Origin of the sequence: Aliiroseovarius salicola (assembly GCF_027891095.1) — a bacterium.
Taxonomy (GTDB): domain Bacteria; phylum Pseudomonadota; class Alphaproteobacteria; order Rhodobacterales; family Rhodobacteraceae; genus Aliiroseovarius; species Aliiroseovarius salicola.
Genome location: NZ_JAQIIO010000001.1, coordinates 197,906 through 215,000 on the forward strand (window position 1 = coordinate 197,906; position 17,095 = coordinate 215,000).

Annotated in this window: 17 protein-coding genes and 2 rRNA genes (1 of these 19 only partly in view); 9 read left to right on the forward strand and 10 right to left on the reverse strand. The window is 55.4% G+C overall.

Going from position 1 to position 17,095, the window contains the following annotated elements; all coding sequences use genetic code 11:
- Positions 1-18: 18 nt before the first annotated feature.
- A complete protein-coding gene (pyk, locus tag O2N63_RS01005) occupies positions 19-1,467 on the reverse strand; it encodes a pyruvate kinase (protein WP_271052178.1) in 1,449 nt (482 codons plus the stop codon).
- Positions 1,468-1,631: 164 nt separating this feature from the next.
- Here pyk and O2N63_RS01010 point away from each other — a divergent pair, with 164 nt between their 5' ends.
- The 4 genes from O2N63_RS01010 (at position 1,632) to O2N63_RS01025 (ending at position 3,600) form a co-directional block, all read left to right on the forward strand.
- A complete protein-coding gene (locus tag O2N63_RS01010; protein ID WP_271052179.1) occupies positions 1,632-2,411 on the forward strand; it encodes an N-formylglutamate amidohydrolase in 780 nt (259 codons plus the stop codon).
- A 67-nt stretch (positions 2,412-2,478) separates the two neighbouring features.
- A complete protein-coding gene (locus O2N63_RS01015; protein WP_271052180.1) occupies positions 2,479-2,811 on the forward strand; it encodes a 5-carboxymethyl-2-hydroxymuconate Delta-isomerase in 333 nt (110 codons plus the stop codon).
- Positions 2,812-2,823: 12 nt separating this feature from the next.
- A complete protein-coding gene (locus tag O2N63_RS01020) occupies positions 2,824-3,141 on the forward strand; it encodes a DUF1244 domain-containing protein (protein ID WP_271052787.1) in 318 nt (105 codons plus the stop codon).
- A gap of 6 nt (positions 3,142-3,147) precedes the next feature.
- Positions 3,148-3,600 (forward strand): hypothetical protein, encoded by a 453-nt coding sequence (locus O2N63_RS01025; protein WP_271052181.1) that lies wholly within the window; start codon positions 3,148-3,150, stop codon positions 3,598-3,600.
- 149 nt (positions 3,601-3,749) lie between these two features.
- Here O2N63_RS01025 and O2N63_RS01030 read toward each other — a convergent pair whose 3' ends face one another.
- Entirely contained in the window at positions 3,750-4,604 is an 855-nt protein-coding gene (locus O2N63_RS01030; protein ID WP_271052182.1) for a D-amino-acid transaminase, read from the reverse strand.
- Between the two features lie 119 nt (positions 4,605-4,723).
- On the opposite strand from O2N63_RS01030, the gene O2N63_RS01035 reads away from it, so the two are divergent.
- Positions 4,724-5,170, forward strand: a complete 447-nt coding sequence (locus tag O2N63_RS01035; RefSeq protein WP_271052183.1) for a DMT family transporter — start codon at positions 4,724-4,726, stop codon at positions 5,168-5,170.
- Between the two features lie 15 nt (positions 5,171-5,185).
- On the opposite strand, the gene dgcA is transcribed toward O2N63_RS01035, so the two are convergent.
- On the reverse strand, positions 5,186-6,151 hold the full coding sequence (gene dgcA / locus O2N63_RS01040; protein ID WP_271052184.1) for an N-acetyl-D-Glu racemase DgcA: 966 nt from the start codon (positions 6,149-6,151) through the stop codon (positions 5,186-5,188).
- A gap of 83 nt (positions 6,152-6,234) precedes the next feature.
- The gene (gene dgcN / locus O2N63_RS01045; RefSeq protein WP_271052185.1) at positions 6,235-7,236 is read right to left on the reverse strand and encodes an N-acetyltransferase DgcN; all 1,002 of its coding nucleotides are present in this window, start codon (positions 7,234-7,236) and stop codon (positions 6,235-6,237) included.
- A 286-nt stretch (positions 7,237-7,522) separates the two neighbouring features.
- Between dgcN and O2N63_RS01050 the strand changes: the two genes are divergently transcribed.
- The 3 genes from O2N63_RS01050 (at position 7,523) to O2N63_RS01060 (ending at position 10,240) form a co-directional block, all read left to right on the forward strand.
- Positions 7,523-8,482 (forward strand): L-malyl-CoA/beta-methylmalyl-CoA lyase, encoded by a 960-nt coding sequence (locus O2N63_RS01050; protein WP_271052186.1) that lies wholly within the window; start codon positions 7,523-7,525, stop codon positions 8,480-8,482.
- Between the two features lie 209 nt (positions 8,483-8,691).
- Complete coding sequence (locus tag O2N63_RS01055) at positions 8,692-9,111, forward strand: ester cyclase (RefSeq protein ID WP_271052187.1); 420 nt, start codon at positions 8,692-8,694, stop codon at positions 9,109-9,111.
- Positions 9,112-9,274: 163 nt separating this feature from the next.
- Positions 9,275-10,240: an acetyl-CoA carboxylase carboxyltransferase subunit alpha gene (locus O2N63_RS01060; protein WP_271052188.1), complete on the forward strand. Its 966-nt coding sequence runs from the start codon at positions 9,275-9,277 to the stop codon at positions 10,238-10,240.
- Between the two features lie 159 nt (positions 10,241-10,399).
- Here the strand turns inward: O2N63_RS01060 and O2N63_RS01065 are convergent, their stop codons facing one another.
- Genes O2N63_RS01065 through O2N63_RS01080 form a run of 4 tightly spaced genes read right to left on the reverse strand, consistent with a single transcriptional unit; the run spans position 10,400 to position 13,405 of the window.
- Positions 10,400-11,011, reverse strand: coding sequence for a pyridoxamine 5'-phosphate oxidase family protein (locus O2N63_RS01065; protein ID WP_271052189.1), 612 nt, complete (start codon positions 11,009-11,011; stop codon positions 10,400-10,402).
- 59 nt (positions 11,012-11,070) lie between these two features.
- Positions 11,071-11,829 carry a lysophospholipid acyltransferase family protein gene (locus O2N63_RS01070; RefSeq protein WP_271052190.1) on the reverse strand — a complete coding sequence of 253 codons (759 nt, stop codon included), beginning with the start codon at positions 11,827-11,829 and terminating at the stop codon, positions 11,071-11,073.
- On the reverse strand, positions 11,829-12,734 hold the full coding sequence (locus tag O2N63_RS01075) for a cell division protein FtsX (protein ID WP_271052191.1): 906 nt from the start codon (positions 12,732-12,734) through the stop codon (positions 11,829-11,831). The genes O2N63_RS01070 and O2N63_RS01075 overlap by 1 nt, the downstream gene beginning before the upstream one ends.
- Complete coding sequence (locus O2N63_RS01080; protein ID WP_271052192.1) at positions 12,731-13,405, reverse strand: cell division ATP-binding protein FtsE; 675 nt, start codon at positions 13,403-13,405, stop codon at positions 12,731-12,733. The genes O2N63_RS01075 and O2N63_RS01080 overlap by 4 nt, the downstream gene beginning before the upstream one ends.
- A 157-nt stretch (positions 13,406-13,562) precedes the next feature.
- On the opposite strand from O2N63_RS01080, the gene O2N63_RS01085 reads away from it, so the two are divergent.
- Positions 13,563-14,399, forward strand: a complete 837-nt coding sequence (locus O2N63_RS01085; protein ID WP_271052193.1) for a zinc-ribbon domain-containing protein — start codon at positions 13,563-13,565, stop codon at positions 14,397-14,399.
- 192 nt (positions 14,400-14,591) lie between these two features.
- Here the strand turns inward: O2N63_RS01085 and rrf are convergent.
- Both rrf and O2N63_RS01095 read right to left on the reverse strand, forming a co-directional pair.
- Positions 14,592-14,706 (reverse strand): 5S ribosomal RNA (gene rrf / locus O2N63_RS01090).
- Positions 14,707-14,788: 82 nt separating this feature from the next.
- Positions 14,789-17,095 (reverse strand): 23S ribosomal RNA (locus O2N63_RS01095) (it continues 522 nt past the right edge of the window).

Consider the following 17,095-nt stretch of genomic DNA (forward strand, 5'->3'; position numbering starts at 1 on the left):
GGGTAAAATGTGTGACGATTATTCCGTATCTGTGCTGAAAATCAACCTTTCATCACAGGGGGCAACCCGAAGGATGTTTGTGGTACCGGGTACATTGAAGGGAACACCGGCAGTCACGACGATCTGATCGCCCTCTTCCGCGAACCCGGCCGTGCGAGCAGCCCGCGCAGCTGAAACGACGGCGGCTTTGAATCGCTCGACCTCGCCGGGGGTCACAAAGCAATTGGTGCCCCAAGACAAACACAGGCGCCGTGCCGTGCCTTTTAAGGGGGTCAACGCAATGATTGGAACCCGAGGACGTTCGCGTGAAGTCAGCAGCGCGGTGGTGCCGGATTGCGTAAAACAGCAGATCGCTTTGATGTCAGTGGTTTCTGCAATTTCACGCGCCGCTGCCACGATCGCGTCATTCACACCACTGCGCGACGCGACGCGTTGGGCATCTGCCTGCTCACGATATGTGTCGTCATGCTCTACCTCGATTGCCACGGCATTCATGGTGGATACGGCTTCTATAGGATAATCCCCAGCCGCACTTTCCGCCGACAACATCACTGCATCAGCACCATCATAAATCGCATTTGCAACGTCGGACACTTCGGCGCGGGTCGGCATTGGGCTTTCGATCATGCTTTCGAGCATCTGCGTGGCCACAATCACCGGCTTGCCTGCACGGCGACAGTCATTGATCAGACGTTTTTGGATCGGAGGCACGGCATAGACCGGCAGTTCAACCCCCAGATCGCCTCTTGCGACCATAATGCCATCTGATGCTTTCAGGATTTCACGAAACGCATTCACAGCGGCGGGCTTTTCGATTTTCGACAAAACCGATGCACGGCCGCCCGCGAGTGCGCGGGCCTCTTCGACATCTTCGGCACGCTGCACAAAACTTAGGGCCAGCCAGTCGACCCCCAGCTGACAGGCAAATTCGAGATCGGCCTTGTCCTTTTCCGAAAGGGCCGCAAGCGGCAGAACCACATCCGGCACATTCACCCCTTTGCGGTCGGAAATTGTACCGCCGACTTCAACGATGCAGTTGGCGTGTTCTGCGCTGCAATCTTTCACACGGAGACGTAGTTTGCCATCATTCACGAGAAGCGTTGATCCGGTTTCAAGCGCGGCAAAAATCTCGGGATGAGGCAGGCAGACACGATGGCTTTCACCCGGCGCATCATCCAGATCAAAGCGAAACTCGTGTCCCTCTTCGATCTCGGTTGCGCCAGCGGTAAAGACACCGCAGCGTAGTTTCGGCCCCTGAAGGTCAGCTAGAATGGCAATTGGGCGATCAAGATCCTTTTCCACCTGGCGCACAATTGCATGGCGCGCACGCTGTTCGTCATGGGTGCCGTGCGACATGTTCATACGGAAGACATCAGCGCCCGCTTCGAACAGGGACCGGATGGTGTCATAGTCATTTGAAGCAGGGCCAAGGGTGGCAACAATCTTCACGTTCCGTTGGCGTCTCATCTGCTTCTCCATATCCATATCGTCTTCGTTCACCGGTTCTATAGCCATTTTCCGCAGCAAGTGAAATGAAATGTTAGCGCTCACAGAAAAATGTTGCATCAAGGGAACTGGCACTTTTGCTCAGCCTGCCTTAAATGACTTTGATCGAATGAGATGACATCCGCATGACAGGAATTCATGATGGAGATCCGATGAAAGACCTACTTTTGCACGACGCCTATGAAATCATTGGGGAAACGCTGCCCGGGCGCTGGCTGATCAGCTGTGATCATGCGTCGAACCGGGTGCCTGCTTGTGTGAATGGTGGCGATCTGGGCCTGCCGAAAGCCGACATGGAGCGCCACATTGCCTATGATGTGGGGGCAGAGGGCGTCACCCGGCATTTGTCACGTCTACTGGACAGCCCGGCGATCCTGTCACGATTTTCCCGTTTGGTGATTGACCCCAATCGCGGCGAAGACGATCCGACCGTAATGATGAAGCTCTATGATGGATCCATCATACCCGCCAACCGCCACGCAGATGCGACAGAGCGTGAACGCCGGCTGGCTGCGTTTCATCGTCCCTATCACAAGGCAATGGCTACGCTTCTGGCGAGCCGCAGCGCACCAGTGCTTTTGGCAATGCATTCCTACACCCCGCAATTGCAGGGCCGCGAACTGCGCCCGTGGCACATTGCCGTACTGCACGACAAAGACAGCCGGGTGGCCACGCCGCTTCTTGAGCGGCTGGAAGCAGAGGGCGAATGGTGTGTCGGCGAAAACGAGCCCTATGGCGGGCACCTAGACGGGGACAGCATCGACCGGCAAGCGTTGGGTCTGGGCATTCCAAATGTGCTGATCGAAATCCGCAATGACCTGATTGAGACCGAAGCGCAGCAAGTGTGGTGGGCGGAACGATTGGCACCGATACTGACCGAGGTATTGGTGGAGAACGGGCTCTAGGGGCGTTGCCACTAGGCCTTCGGCCTCACCCCAAGGTATTTTGGGCAAGAAAAAAGGAACCTGCGGAATGCCACATGTGAGGATTGAACATGCCGGAACGGCGGTGGATCAGCAGAAGGTCTGCGAGGCGGTGTTCGATGCATTGGCGGCACATAAAGCGATCCCCCATCCAGAGAGCTTGAAAGTACGTGCCCTACCCTGTGACGCCTATCGCATTGGCACCGAGCCGGCCAGTTTTGCCCATGCACATCTCACGCTGCTGCCAGGTCGTTCAGATGAGGTGAAAACCGAGTTGGCCCGATTGATCCTGACCGTGATGCGCAGACATTTGCCTGAGGTGGGCAGTCTTTCTGTTGACGTTGCAGATCTCAGCTCATCCTATGTGAAAGACGTTTTGTAATTGGAGCCCATGATGGACAACCAGACCCGTATTGAACTGGAAGCTGCTGCATTTCGCGCCCTGCGCGAACACCTGATGGAAAAGCGCACCGATGTACAGAACATCGACATGATGAACCTGACGGGCTTTTGTCGCAACTGCCTGTCGCGCTGGTATCAAGAAGCCGCCAACGAGCGCGGCATCGAGATGGACAAAACGCAAGCGCGCGAGATTTTCTATGGCATGAGCATGGATGAGTGGAAGGCCAATTATCAGACGGATGCCAGCCCCGACAAACAGGCTGAATTCAAGGTCGCGTTTGCTGAGAACGTGGGCGAAGCAAAAGAGTAACGGCGCGTGACCCGCACTCTCCTGATTCTTTTGGGTGTCTCTTGCACCCTCACTTTAGCAGGGTTCATGTATCACCCCGCATTGGGCGTATTCATGCTGGGAGGTATGGTGCTGCTGGGTATGTCGATCTGGAATGGCGGGCAGAAGATGCTGGCGCTCCATCGCGCGCGCGTGGGTGAGGATTTCGCGACATTCCTTGCGGCCCTGCCCAACGCGGACGCCGAAGTGGCGCGTGCAGTCTATGATGAGGTGCAGGCCACCTGCTCCTCCCCCAATCACCCGTTGCCACTGCGCCCAAGCGACCATGTGATCGACGATCTGATGCTGGATCTTGAAGAGCTGTTTTCCGAGGTTTTACCCCGGATCATCACCCGGACCGGGCGGGGATCACCAGAGGGGCTCACGGATCTGACGGTTGGAGGGATTGTCGGGCATGTGAGCGACACATATACCTTATAACCACTGGAAAACGCGCCCATAACAGCGGCAAGGCGAGCACCGTGCCCAATCGCAGGGCAAAGTGTCATGGTCTGGACATCGTTGGATGTGACACCAAAAAACCCCGCACCTCGCGGTACGGGATTTCATCTTTTGATTGAGCTACCGGATCACTCTGCCTTTTTCAGGCTTTCTTCCAGATAGATCTCACGCAGGCGGGTCATGACCGGGCCGGGCTGGCCGTCACCAAGCTGCACGCCATCAATCTCAACTACCGGCATCACAAAGGCCGAAGCCGAGGTGAAGAAGGCTTCGTCAGCCTCTTGCGCCTCTTCAATAGTAAAGTTGCGCTCTTCCACTTCCATCTGCGCCTCGCGGGCAAAGCGCAGTACAGCAGCGCGGGTGATGCCGTGCAGGATATCGTTCGACAGGGCGCGGGTGATAATTTTGCCGCCTTTGACGATATAGGCGTTATTCGAGGTGCCCTCAGTCACAAAGCCATCTTCCACCAGCCACGCATCATCTGCCCCAGCGGCCTTCGCCATCATCTTGCCCATGGACGGGTACAACAGCTGCACGGTTTTAATGTCACGACGGCCCCAGCGGATATCCTCAACCGAGATCACCTTGATCGGTTTTACCGTTTCGGCCAGTCCCGGCTTGTTCTGAGTGAATAGCACCACAGTCGGCTTCACTTTGTCCGTATCAGGGAAAACGAAGTCACGGTCACTGTCGGCCCCGCGTGAGATCTGCAAATAGACTAGACCTTCGTCGATACCGTTTTCCTTCACCAGATTACGGTGCACCTCAAGCAGGTCTTCTTTCGAGATCGGGCTCTCGATGCCCAGCTCATTCAACGAGCGTTCCAAACGCACCGCGTGGCCGTCAAAATCAATCAGCTTACCGCCCAGAACCGAGGTCACCTCATAAACCGCATCGGCAAAAAGGAACCCACGGTCAAAGATCGAAACGCTGGCCTCGGTCTCAGGCAGGTATTCGCCATTCACATAAACGGTTCGGGTCATATCGGTCTCCTCATTGGAACGCCGCGTCACGAATTTTCATGGTGGACTGACGGGCGAGATGTTGCTGTCTTGGCTGTTGAGAACGGCCTAACGGATGATGTCACGAAGGGGAAGCCAAAATGCCTGCCACTCAATCTGCACTGATCATGCTTGTGGCCGGAATCGGCATTCCGGTGCTTGCGGCCTTGAACGCTGCATTGGGACAACGGATGGGATCGCCTGTTGCTGCAGGTATGATCCTGTTTCTGGTGGCGCTGATGGTGACCTGCGTCGCGTTCCTGTTCTCGGGCAGCTCGCTCAAGGGAGCGATCGGTGCGCCGCCACATCTGTTTCTGGCAGGGTGCCTTGTGGCGTTTTATGTGCTGACCATCACTTGGGTCGCACCCACCTTCGGCGTCGGCAACGCGGTGTTCTTTGTCCTCATAGGCCAGCTGATCTCGGCGGCAATCATCGACCATTTCGGAGTGTTTGGTGCCACGCAGCACCCATTGACGTTGGCTAGAGCGAGCGGAATTGCCGTGATGGGTGCGGGCGTATTCCTGACCCAGATTGCCGGGCGCGGCTGATAACAGCCTCACGTTTCAGCCCCAAAGGTCTGAGGATGGCGGATGCACACCCTTTTCATCAAACAAAAGCGGCGCGTCGCGATCTTCTGCCAGTAATAGCGGCCCATCCAGATCGGTCACCACCGAGCCCTGCGCCACCAGAACAGCAGGTGCCATCGCCAGCGACGAGCCCACCATACAGCCGGTCATCACCTCATAGCCTTCCGCAATCGCCGCTTCGCGCAAACGAAGCGCCTCGGTCAGGCCACCAGTCTTATCGAGCTTGATGTTCACCACGTCATATTTGCCCCTAAGCTTTGGCAGGCTGGTCCGGTCATGACAGCTCTCATCAGCACAAACCGGCACCGGGCGATCCATGCCAATCAGTGCGTCATCCTCACCAGCGGGCAGAGGCTGTTCTACCAACCCAACGCCCAAGCGCACCAGATGCGGGGCAAGATCGGTATAAACCTCTGCCGACCAACCCTCATTTGCATCCACAATAATCCGCGAATTCGGAGCCCCAGCCCGCACCGCTTCCAAACGTGGCATGTCATCCGGCGTACCAAGCTTGATCTTCAACAGCGGACGGTAGGCGTTTTTTACCGCCTGCGCCTGCATCTCGTCAGGCTCCGCCAAAGACAAGGTATAGGCAGTGATCTCTGGCTTCGGTGCAGCCAGCCCAGCCAGCTCCCAAACCCGCTTTCCAGCACGTTTCGCCTCAAGATCCCACAGCGCACAATCCACCGCATTGCGCGCTGCCCCTGCTGGCAACAGATCGTAAAGCCCCTCACGGGTCACATCACCCGGCAAGCCCATGATCTCATCCGTCACACTCTCCAGCGTTTCACCGTAACGCGCATAAGGGACACATTCGCCCCAACCTTGATACTCGCCATCACGCACGCGAACGGTCAGCACTTTTGCTTCGGTCCTCGATCCGCGCGAAATGGTGAACACCTGCGCCAGCTTGAACACATCGGGCGTAACAGAGATTTCCAAGCGCCAATCCTCTTCTTCTGACCTGAAATATCCTAGGGGGTCTGGGGGACAACGTCCCCCAGCTTCACATCTTCACGGAGCTATCAGATTACCGCCAGAGCTTCCACCAGCTTACCCGCGCCAAATCGGAACGGGTCAGTGGCCGGGATGCCCATATCCTCTTCGATCTGCGCCAGATAAGACGTGGCATCCCCTTCGGACATATGTTGCGTATTCACCGACACACCAATCACCTGACAGGCCGGGTTTGCCACTTTAGCCAGCGCCAACGCTGTGTCGCGCAACACTTCAAGTGAGGGCTGCTGATAATCCGGTAGACCACGCATATGCTCACGGGTCGGTTCATGCGACAGGATCAGCGCATCCGGTTGACCACCATGAATTAGCGCCATCGTCACACCCGAATAGGACACGTGGAACAGCGAGCCCTGCCCTTCGATCAGATCCCAGTGATCTTCATCATTGTCCGGGGTGATATATTCCACCGAGCCTGCCATGAAATCGGCAATCACCGCATCCAGCGGCACGCCGTCACCGGTGATCAGAATACCGGTCTGACCAGTGGCGCGGAAGGTCGATTTCATGCCGCGCTCGCGCATTTCTTTGTCCATCGCAAGGGCGGTGTACATTTTTCCAACCGAGCAATCAGTACCTACGGCCAGACAACGTTTGCCGGTGCGTTTCTTGCCATTGGCAATCGGGTATTCAACTTCCGGGATGCGCACGTCGTGCAATTCCTGCCCGGTCGCCTCGGCCACGGCCACCAGATCGGGCTCGTCTTTCAGAAGGTTGTGCAGGCCCGAAGCCAGGTCGAATCCCTCTTCCAGCGCCATGACCAGAACTTTTTTCCACTCTTGCGAAATCACACCACCACGGTTGGCCACGCCGATCACCAGCGTTTTTGCTCCAGCGTCCTTGGCCTCTTGCAGGGTCATATCTGCAAGCCCCAGATCAGCCTTGCAGCCGTCCATGCGATATTGGCCTACGGCGTTTTCCGGGCGCCAGTCTTTGATACCCTGCGCCACTTTTGCAGCGAGCTGATCGGGCGCGTCGCCCAAGAACAGAAGATACGGTGTCTTGATCATGGCCTAGGCCCTTTCCTCTTTGCGGTGTTAAGTATTTCCCGAAGGTCATTTTCACGATTTATTGGTGCATTTTCTTGCAAAGGCTCATGAAAATACGACAATTGCACAAGATACTCCGTCATTCAGGCTGTTTGGTGCAATATTCTTTCGTGGATTTAATGGCTGGGAGGGAAGTTGCCGCCTTGCGGCATTTATGCTGCATGAGCAAAATAGACTTGCCTTCACGCGCGCAATTTCATAACGATTACGCCAAGAAAATCGCAACTTCATTGCTTAGAGGTGACGCATGTCCTTCCGTATCCAACCCGCCGCCCCGGCCCGCCCGAACCGTTGCCAGCTGTTTGGCCCGGCCTCAAACACCAAACTTTTCGCCAAAATGGCTAGCTCAGCCGCTGACGTGATCAATATCGACCTCGAAGATTCGGTGGCCCCGTCGGACAAGGATATGGCCCGCGCGAATGCAATCGAGGCGATCAATACCGTGGATTGGGGCAATAAATACGTCTCGGTCCGCATCAACGGTCTCGACACCCCCTACTGGTATCGCGACGTGGTCGATCTGATGGAACAGGCAGGCGACCGCCTTGACCAAATCATGATCCCGAAAGTGGGTTGCGCTGAAGACATCTACGCGGTCGACGCGCTGGTGACCGCCATTGAACGCGCCAAAGGCCGCACCAAGCCGATCAGCTTTGAAGTGATCATCGAGTCAGCCGCCGGCATCGCCCATGTAGAAGCCATCGCCGCCGCTTCGCCCCGCCTGCAAGCCATGTCGCTGGGTGCCGCTGACTTTGCAGCCTCGATGGGGATGCAGACCACCGGGATCGGTGGCACGCAGGAAAACTACTACATGCTGCGCGAAGGTGAAAAGCACTGGTCTGACCCATGGCACTGGGCGCAAGCCGCGATTGTCGCGGCCTGTCGCACCCACGGCATCCTGCCGGTCGACGGCCCGTTCGGCGATTTCTCAGATGACGAGGGTTACATCGCCCAGGCCAAACGCTCGGCCACTCTGGGCATGGTCGGCAAATGGGCGATCCACCCGAAACAAATTGCGATCGCCAACGAAGTATTCACACCGTCAGAAGAGGCTGTAACCGAGGCGCGCGAAATCCTCGCCGCAATGGAAACCGCCAAGGCCAATGGCGAAGGTGCCACCGTTTACAAGGGACGCCTTGTCGACATCGCCTCGATCAAACAGGCAGAGGTGATCGTGGCACAGGCCGAACTGATCGCAAACAGCTGATCCAACTCACATTCGAACCCCGACTGGCCCCGCATGATAGCGGGGCTTTTTTCTTGGGCAGGTGAGAATTTGAACACGTAGACCTTACCAAATGAGCGTCACCACGACCGCGCGGCTCACCGCTATATATTGACGTATGTCCGGATCGAAGCGTGTTGTGGATGTGATAGAATGGGAACATCTCAAACCAAAACAGGAGGTAGACGTTCATGCATCCCACAGAAAAGGTCGTCCGTCAGTTCCATGAATCCTGGGACATGCGCGATCCCGAGCGCGGTGTAGCGGTAATCGCTCAAGATTGCCAATTCGAAGACGTTGCACGCGGCGAAAGTCAGGTCGGCCCGGAAGGCTACAGAATGGACTACGAACGTTGGCGACGGGCTTTCCCGGACGGGGAAGTTAAGGTTACCAACGTGATAGTGGACGGCGACCGTGCCGTTGTCGAGTTTGTCAATCGAGGAACACATACGGGACCGCTGGAATCCTCGCTGGGAATTTTCGAACCAACGGGACGTCAACAAGAGACGCTGTATTGCAGCGTAATGCGGGTCAAGAATGGCATGGTTGTTGAAGGAAGGGATTACTATGACGCTGCAACAATCGCCCGCCAACTTGGGCTGGTGGCTTGACGCCTCTCATTCAGACTATCTGAGAGTTGCGCTACCCTGATGCGCAACAATGCATGAAACTGCCGAGCATCGCAGGCTTTGCGCTGGTTTCGCGTGTGTTCCCGTTGCATTGCCGCTTCCCAAGCGTCATATAACAGAAAACAGGTATCAATCAGGCGTGGCCATGACTCATTATCTCGAATTCGAAAAACCGCTGGCGGAAATTGAAGGCAAGGCAGAAGAGCTGCGTGCCATGGGCCGGGCCAATGAAGAGATGGACGTGGAAGGCGAAGCCACGGCGCTGGATGCCAAGGCGGACGCGCTTCTAAAAGAGCTTTACGAAAACATGACGGCCTGGCGCAAATGTCAGGTGGCCCGTCACCCTGAGCGCCCGCATTGCAAAGACTATATCGAGGCGCTCTTTACCGAATACACGCCGCTGGCAGGCGACCGCAATTTTGCCGATGACCATGCGATCATGGGCGGGCTCGCCCGTATTGGAGATACGCCTGTTGTGGTCATGGGTCAGGAAAAGGGCCACGACACCAAATCACGCATCGAGCGCAATTTCGGCATGGCGCGCCCCGAAGGCTATCGCAAGGCGATCCGCCTGATGGATCTGGCCGACCGGTTTGGGCTGCCGATCGTGGCGCTTGTCGACACCCCCGGCGCATATCCGGGGAAAGGCGCGGAAGAGCGTGGCCAATCCGAGGCCATCGCACGCTCGACCGAACGTTGCCTGAACGCCAAGGTGCCGGTCATCTCGGTGATCATCGGCGAAGGTGGCTCTGGCGGCGCCGTGGCACTGGCCACCGCCAATACTGTGATGATGCTTGAGCATTCCGTATACTCGGTTATCTCGCCCGAAGGCTGCGCCTCGATCCTTTGGAAAGACGCCGAAAAAATGCGCGAAGCAGCAGATGCACTGCGTCTTACCGCTCAGGATCTCAAGAAGCTGGGTGTAATCGACACCATCATCGACGAACCGATGGGAGGTGCGCAACGGGATCGCAAAGGCACCATCGAAGCCGTGGGCAAAGCGATCGAAGCTGAAATCAAGGCATTGGCCAAGCGCGCCAAAGGCGACGCGTTGAAAAAGGAACGTCGTGAGAAATTCCTTAAAATGGGGTCCAATGGCCTCGCCGCCTGAACCTGAACTTCATTGAAATGCACAGGGGGCCACGCGGCCTCCTTATCGTTTCAGAGTTCGACGCCAAAGCCGCGCAGAACACGGCTCAGGTCATCACCATCCACATCGGCCATCATGTTCTCGAGCACTTTTCTTGCTCGCCCTACCCCAAGAAGGCCGTCACCACATGGTCTGGGATGCCTTTGTCGGCCACTCCTTGTCAAAGGCGTCACCGTCAAATGTCCCAGAACTCTGCTCCTTGAGCATCTCACCAAGGGTCGGCACATCAGGCATCGAATCTTCGACGTTCCAAAGCCGCGAGCGCATGATCGATTTGGCACATTGCGCATAGATCTCATCAATCTGGATAACCGTTACCAGACTGGGCAATTGCTCGCCTTCATGCCGTGCAAAACGCTGGCGCAGCCCGTCATCGGCCGTCAACCGAGCACGCCCGTTGACCCGCACAACGATATCCACCTTCGGCACCATGAACATCAGCGACACACGTGGATCGCGTACGATGTTGCGCAAGCTGTCGATCCTGTTGTTGCCGCGCCAGTCGGGCAGCGCCAGGTGGTGCTCATCCAGTTCCAATACCACGGGGCCATCATCGCCGCGCGGGCTTCCATCGGTCCCCTCCGGCCCAACTGTGCTGAGCACACAGAACTTCGAAGCCATGATCCATTTTCGGTAAGTGGGAGTCAGATGCGTTGCCAGTTTGACCAACGAAGCCGTGGAGGGAGTGCGATACAAGGCTTCGAGGTCTTCAATCTTCTCAATGAATTGCATCGTCACCCCTTTTACAAAACCAGAATACTAGTTTTCTAGTTTTCTAGTTTTCTAGTTTTCTAGTTTTCTAGAAATTTGCGTTTCCCGGTTTCTAGGTCAAACCCCGCATCTTCCATCAACGCATTGGAGCGGGTTTCGATCACATCTTCCATTTCTCCCATGAAATCCTTGATCTTCTTGCCTGGTTCGATCCGCGGCAGAAACTCTACCACCGCAGTACCGGGATACCGCATGATCCCGTGACGTTTCCAGAACACACCCACATTTGTGGCGGCGGGCACCACGGTCTGGCCGGTTTCCTTGTAAAGTACTCCGGTTCCGATCTTATAGGGTTTCTCTGCCCCAGCCGCGACACGGGTTCCTTGGGGAAAAATCACCAGTTGACCGGGTTGAGACCGGCCCGAATTTACCTCAGCCACCATCTGCTTGATGGCAGCGCCCCGTTTGCCACGGTCCACCGCGACGCAGTTGACCCGCTTGGCATAGTACCCAATGATCGGAGCCCAACGGAGCTGCTTTTTCATGATGTATTTTGGTCGTGGGATGACCGATGCAATCAAAATAATATCAAAAAAGCTCTGATGCTTGGCCGCGATAATGACTTCGTCCTGGGGCACCTCACCACGAATTTCGGATTTCAACCCAACCATCCAGGACGCCGTCCAGCGAACCCATGCACAATACAGGTGAATGGTGTGAAACACCCATTTTCTGCTAAACAGGGTGATCGGAAGAAACCCAACCGCGACAATGACCATCATCAGATACATCTGAACGATAAACACCAGGGATCGAACCCATTGTATGACGTGCCACATCAGCGTTTCTCCTGCAAAGTGGTCAGGGCAGCCTGACGGGTGGCAATAAAGGCGACAAGAGCCGCAATCGGCGGGATGAGCACAGGCCACCCCCATTCAGCCCCCTGAAACCCAAGCCCGGTCAGAAAACTCGCCTGATCTTGAGAAGACGGAAGAAGAAAAACTGCGATCAGCCCCAGCAACATGCCTCCGGATGCGCCCAAAAAAGTGCGCAGCGTGTATCGGCGGACAAAGGCCCGCGCAATATAAACATCTTGCGCACCGACCAGACGCAGAACGCGGATCACCTGTTCATTGGCAGAAAGGGCAGCAGAAGCCGCAAGCGTGATCACCACCGCCGCAAGCGTAGTGATCAATCCCATCGCCACATAGCCAAGCAATCGCAGCCGTCCCGCTGCTTTGACGAGCGGTTCTCGCCAACGGTGATGGTCATCCAATACCGCCCCAGGGGCCTCGCCAGCCAATCGAGCACGCAACCCCTCAGCATCAATGCCTGTATCATCTTCTACCAGCTCGATCAGACGTGGCACAGGCAACCGTTCCAATGGCAAATCCGGTCCAAACCATGGTTCAAGCAATTTGCGCTGCTCATCGTCGCTAAGAGGACGCGCCTCTTTAACTCCTGGTGTTGTGGCCAGGACTTCCATCACGGCCAAAGACTGAATATCCATCTGATCGACAGGTGCCGTGATGCGAATTGTAGCGCTTTTGGCCAAGGCTTGCCCCCAACGATCTGCCAACCGGCCTGACGCAAGTGACAATGCCATCGCAAATACAGCAAGAAACGCCATCGCCCCCGCCGCAAATATGGTCAATCGCGCGGTGAAGCCGGTGGGGGGCACCGCCCGGTCTGCTTGGGCGTCGCCCGCAACCAAGGCGAGGATTTTGGACAAACCCTGTTTCATAGATCAGCCCCCGCCGTGTGCAATTGCCCACCTGATAGCCGCAAAACCCGTGCCTGCACTTGCGCTTTGGCTTGTCGGATCAGATTCATATCATGGGTGGCAATCACCACTGTCTTACCCAGTTTGTTTAACTCGACCAAAAGCGTCAAAAGACGCAGGGACATTTCCCAATCCACATTCCCGGTCGGCTCGTCCGCCAAGATCACATCAGGAGACATAACAACTGCGCGCGCAAGGGCTGCGCGCTGGCGCTCCCCACCCGACAATTCAGGAGGGCGGGCATCTGCCTGATGGGTCAATCCCACCCATGCCAGCAACTCATTGAGCTCTTGCGGGTCATTAATCGCACGGCCGGATACAGTGAGAGGTAAAGCGATGTTTTCAGCAACACTCAAATGATCAAGGAATTGGCAATCCTGATGCACAACTCCGACGCGTCTACGCATCATGGCAACCTCGTCACGAGTCATCTGCCGTGTATCGCAGTCGAACAGAGAAATAGCCCCCTGAGACGGGACAAGTTCACCGTAACATAATTTGAGAAATGTGGTTTTCCCTGCACCAGATGGTCCGGTTAAAAAATGGAACGACCCGGGCTGCACTTGCAGCGTCATGTCATTCAAAAGCGTCCCCGCGCCATACCCGTAAGACACTTGTGCCAGATCGATCACAACTCACCCCTGCCAATTATAAGGTCTGTTTTGCCCCAGCCTGAGAATTGTTTCAATGGATTGATTGTCTTGGTTTGATTTTCAGGTCTATCTCGCCCATATTGCTTGTTAAAACGGCAGGTAATTCGCCGGTCGAGGCGCTGGTACGGGTGAGAATATGCGTTTGGTTTGCCCCAATTGCGGAGCTCAATATGAGGTAGATGATCGTGTCATGCCAGCAGGCGGACGCGATGTTCAATGTTCGGCATGTGGCCACGCTTGGTTCCAGAAAGGTGCGCAATCCGCAACGGAAGAAGAACCGCCTGAGCAGTCGTCAGAACAGGAACTGCACTCTTCGCCACCAGAACCACAATCTGATGTTGAAGACGAACAGGAACAGGCCACTTCCTTCGACACTCTTCCAACCGATGATACTGAGGCAGACGAAAATCCTCTCGGCGCAAACCAGCGAGAATTGGACCCAGATGTAAAATCCATCTTGCAAGAAGAAGCGCAGCGCGAGCTGGACGCACGTCATTCAGAGCAGGAACAGATCGAAACTCAAACCGAAATGGGTTTGGACGAATTCGAACAGGATGACGGACAACGCCAATCTATACGCGAACGTATGGCCCGTTTGCGTGGTACGGAAGACGAGTTTGAAGCAATCGAAGCCCTGCCAGAAGGGCGCGGCAAAGACCTATTGCCGGATATCGAAGAAATCAATTCAACCCTCGACGCCAATAGCGACCCAGAGCCGGAAACTGACATGGCTGCCGAAGTTCCGGCTGTCAAAAAGGGCTCATTCCGTAGTGGATTCTTGTGGGTTGTTCTCTTCGCCTTGTTGGCCTTAGCGGTCTACACCTATGCTCCGACCCTTGCGGAGAAATTACCTCAGATCAAAGCTCCCCTCGCTAGCTATGTAGAATTTGTTGACCAAATTCGAACTCAGCTAAATTCTGCAATTGAAAGTGCAATCGGTAAGATGCGTGGCATGGACGAGGGAAACAATTAAAGCTGTCAGTTTTCCGAGGAGACGCTGCGCCTAATCGTGACGAAACCTCTTTTACCAGAGCGCAATTGCTGTGCGCGGCGGGCAGTCGTTTGACTGTCTTCTCCCCCCCCAAAGCCAAAACGCCGCCTCCATTTCTGGAAGCGGCGTTTTTGATTAGTCATCGTTATGAGAGGATACTTGGATTTTTACTAGGTTTGGCGGTGACCTACTCTCCCACACCTTAAGATGCAGTACCATTGGCGCGACAGTGCTTAACGGCCGGGTTCGGGATGGAGCCGGGTGTTTCACTTGTGCTATGACCACCAAACCGAGTAAAAATCCAATTTCCAAGTCAGTACACTATGGTGTGTATGCTTTTGATTAATCAGTAGAACTGTCTTCTACTGGATCAAATCAAGCCTATCGGACCATTAGTACCAGTCAACTGAACGCATTGCTGCGCTTACATCTCTGGCCTATCGACGAGGTAGTCTACCTCGGTCCTCAGGGATACCTTGTTTTGAGGGGGGCTTCCCGCTTAGATGCCTTCAGCGGTTATCCTGTCCGAACATAGCTACCCAGCACTGCCGTTGGCACGACAACTGGTCCACCAGTGGTTCGTTCACCCCGGTCCTCTCGTACTAGGGGCAACTCCTCTCAAGTATCCTACACCCACGGCAGATAGGGACCGAACTGTCTCACGACGTTCTAAACCCAGCTCACGTACCTCTTTAAACGGCGAACAGCCGTACCCTTGGGACCTGCTCCAGCCCCAGGATGAGATGAGCCGACATCGAGGTGCCAAACACTGCCGTCGATATGGACTCTTGGGCAGTATCAGCCTGTTATCCCCGGCGTACCTTTTATCCGTTGAGCGATGGCCCTTCCACTCGGGACCACCGGATCACTATGGCCGTCTTTCGACTCTGCTCGACTTGTCAGTCTCGCAGTCAGGCTGGCTTCTGCCATTGCACTCAACGAGCGATTTCCGACCGCTCTGAGCCAACCTTCGCGCGCCTCCGTTACGCTTTAGGAGGCGACCGCCCCAGTCAAACTACCCGCCACGCAGGGTCCCGGATCCGGATAACGGACCGCGGTTAGACTTCAAACAGAACAAGGGTGGTATCTCAAAGGAGGCTCCACCGAAACTAGCGTCTCGGTTTCAAAGCCCACCACCTATTCTGCACATGTTGTGTCTGAAGCCAGTGCGAAGCTGTAGTAAAGGTGCACGGGGTCTTTCCGTCTAACCGCGGGAAGCCTGCATCTTGACAGGCAATTCAATTTCGCTGAGTCGATGTTGGAGACAGCGGGGAAGTCGTTACGCCATTCGTGCAGGTCGGAACTTACCCGACAAGGAATTTCGCTACCTTAGGACCGTTATAGTTACGGCCGCCGTTTACCGGGGCTTCAATTCGGAGCTTGCACTCCTCCTTTTAACCTTCCGGCACCGGGCAGGCGTCAGACCCTATACGTCGTCTTGCGACTTCGCAGAGCCCTGTGTTTTTAGTAAACAGTCGCCACCCCCTGGTTTGTGCCCCCAGTCAATACTTGCGTAGAAACTGGGCCTCCTTCTCGCGAACTTACGGAGGTATTTTGCCGAGTTCCTTCAACATCGTTCTCTCAAGCGCCTTGGTATACTCTACCTATCCACCTGTGTCGGTTTAGGGTACGGTCTCATGAAGGGCTATTTCCAGGAACCTCTAAGCTGCCCATTCAATCCAATAAGGATGAACAACCTTCGAGATCCGTCACTTCCTTCTGGCCCAGGAATATTAACCTGGTTCCCATCGGCTACGCCTTTCGGCCTCGCCTTAGGGGCCGGCTTACCCTGCTCAGATTAGCTTTAAGCAGGAACCCTTGGATTTTCGGCGAGGGGGTCTCTCACCCCCTTTGTCGCTACTCATGTCATCATTCTCGCTAGTGATCTCTCCACCGGATCCCTCACAGGCCGGCTTCACTGAAAGCTCCGATCCTCAAAGGCATCCGAAGATGCTAATGAGGAATGGAACTATGTCACACTACGCTCTGCTACCGCGTGCTTACGCACACCCTAAGCTTCGGCTCATGGCTTGAGCCCCGGTACATCTTCGCCGCAAGACAACTTATTTAGACCAGTGAGCTGTTACGCTATCTTTAAAGGATGGCTGCTTCTAAGCCAACCTCCTGGTTGTTTTGGTCGTCTCACCTGCTTTCCCACTTAGCCATGAATTAGGGGCCTTAGCTGTAGGTCAGGGTTGTTTCCCTCTCCACAACGGACGTTAGCATCCGCTGTGTGTCTGCCATATAGTACTTCCCGGTATTCGGAGTTTGATTAGGATCAGTAAGGCTGTGGGCCCCCATTACCCATTCAGTGCTCTACCCCCGGGAGTATTCGTATGACGCTCTACCTAAATAGATTTCGCAGAGAACCAGCTATCTCCGAGTTTGATTGGCCTTTCACCCCTAGGCACAGCTCATCCCGATCTTTTTCAACAGATGTGGGTTCGGTCCTCCAGTGCGTGTTACCGCACCTTCAACCTGGCCATGCCTAGATCACTCGGTTTCGGGTCTGATCCACCTAACTCATTCGCCCTATTAAGACTCGCTTTCGCTGCGCCTACACCTAACGGCTTAAGCTTGCTAGATAGACCAAGTCGATGACCCATTATACAAAAGGTACGCCGTCAGCCCGCAAGGGGCCTCCGACTGATTGTAGGCGTTCGGTTTCAGGTACTGTT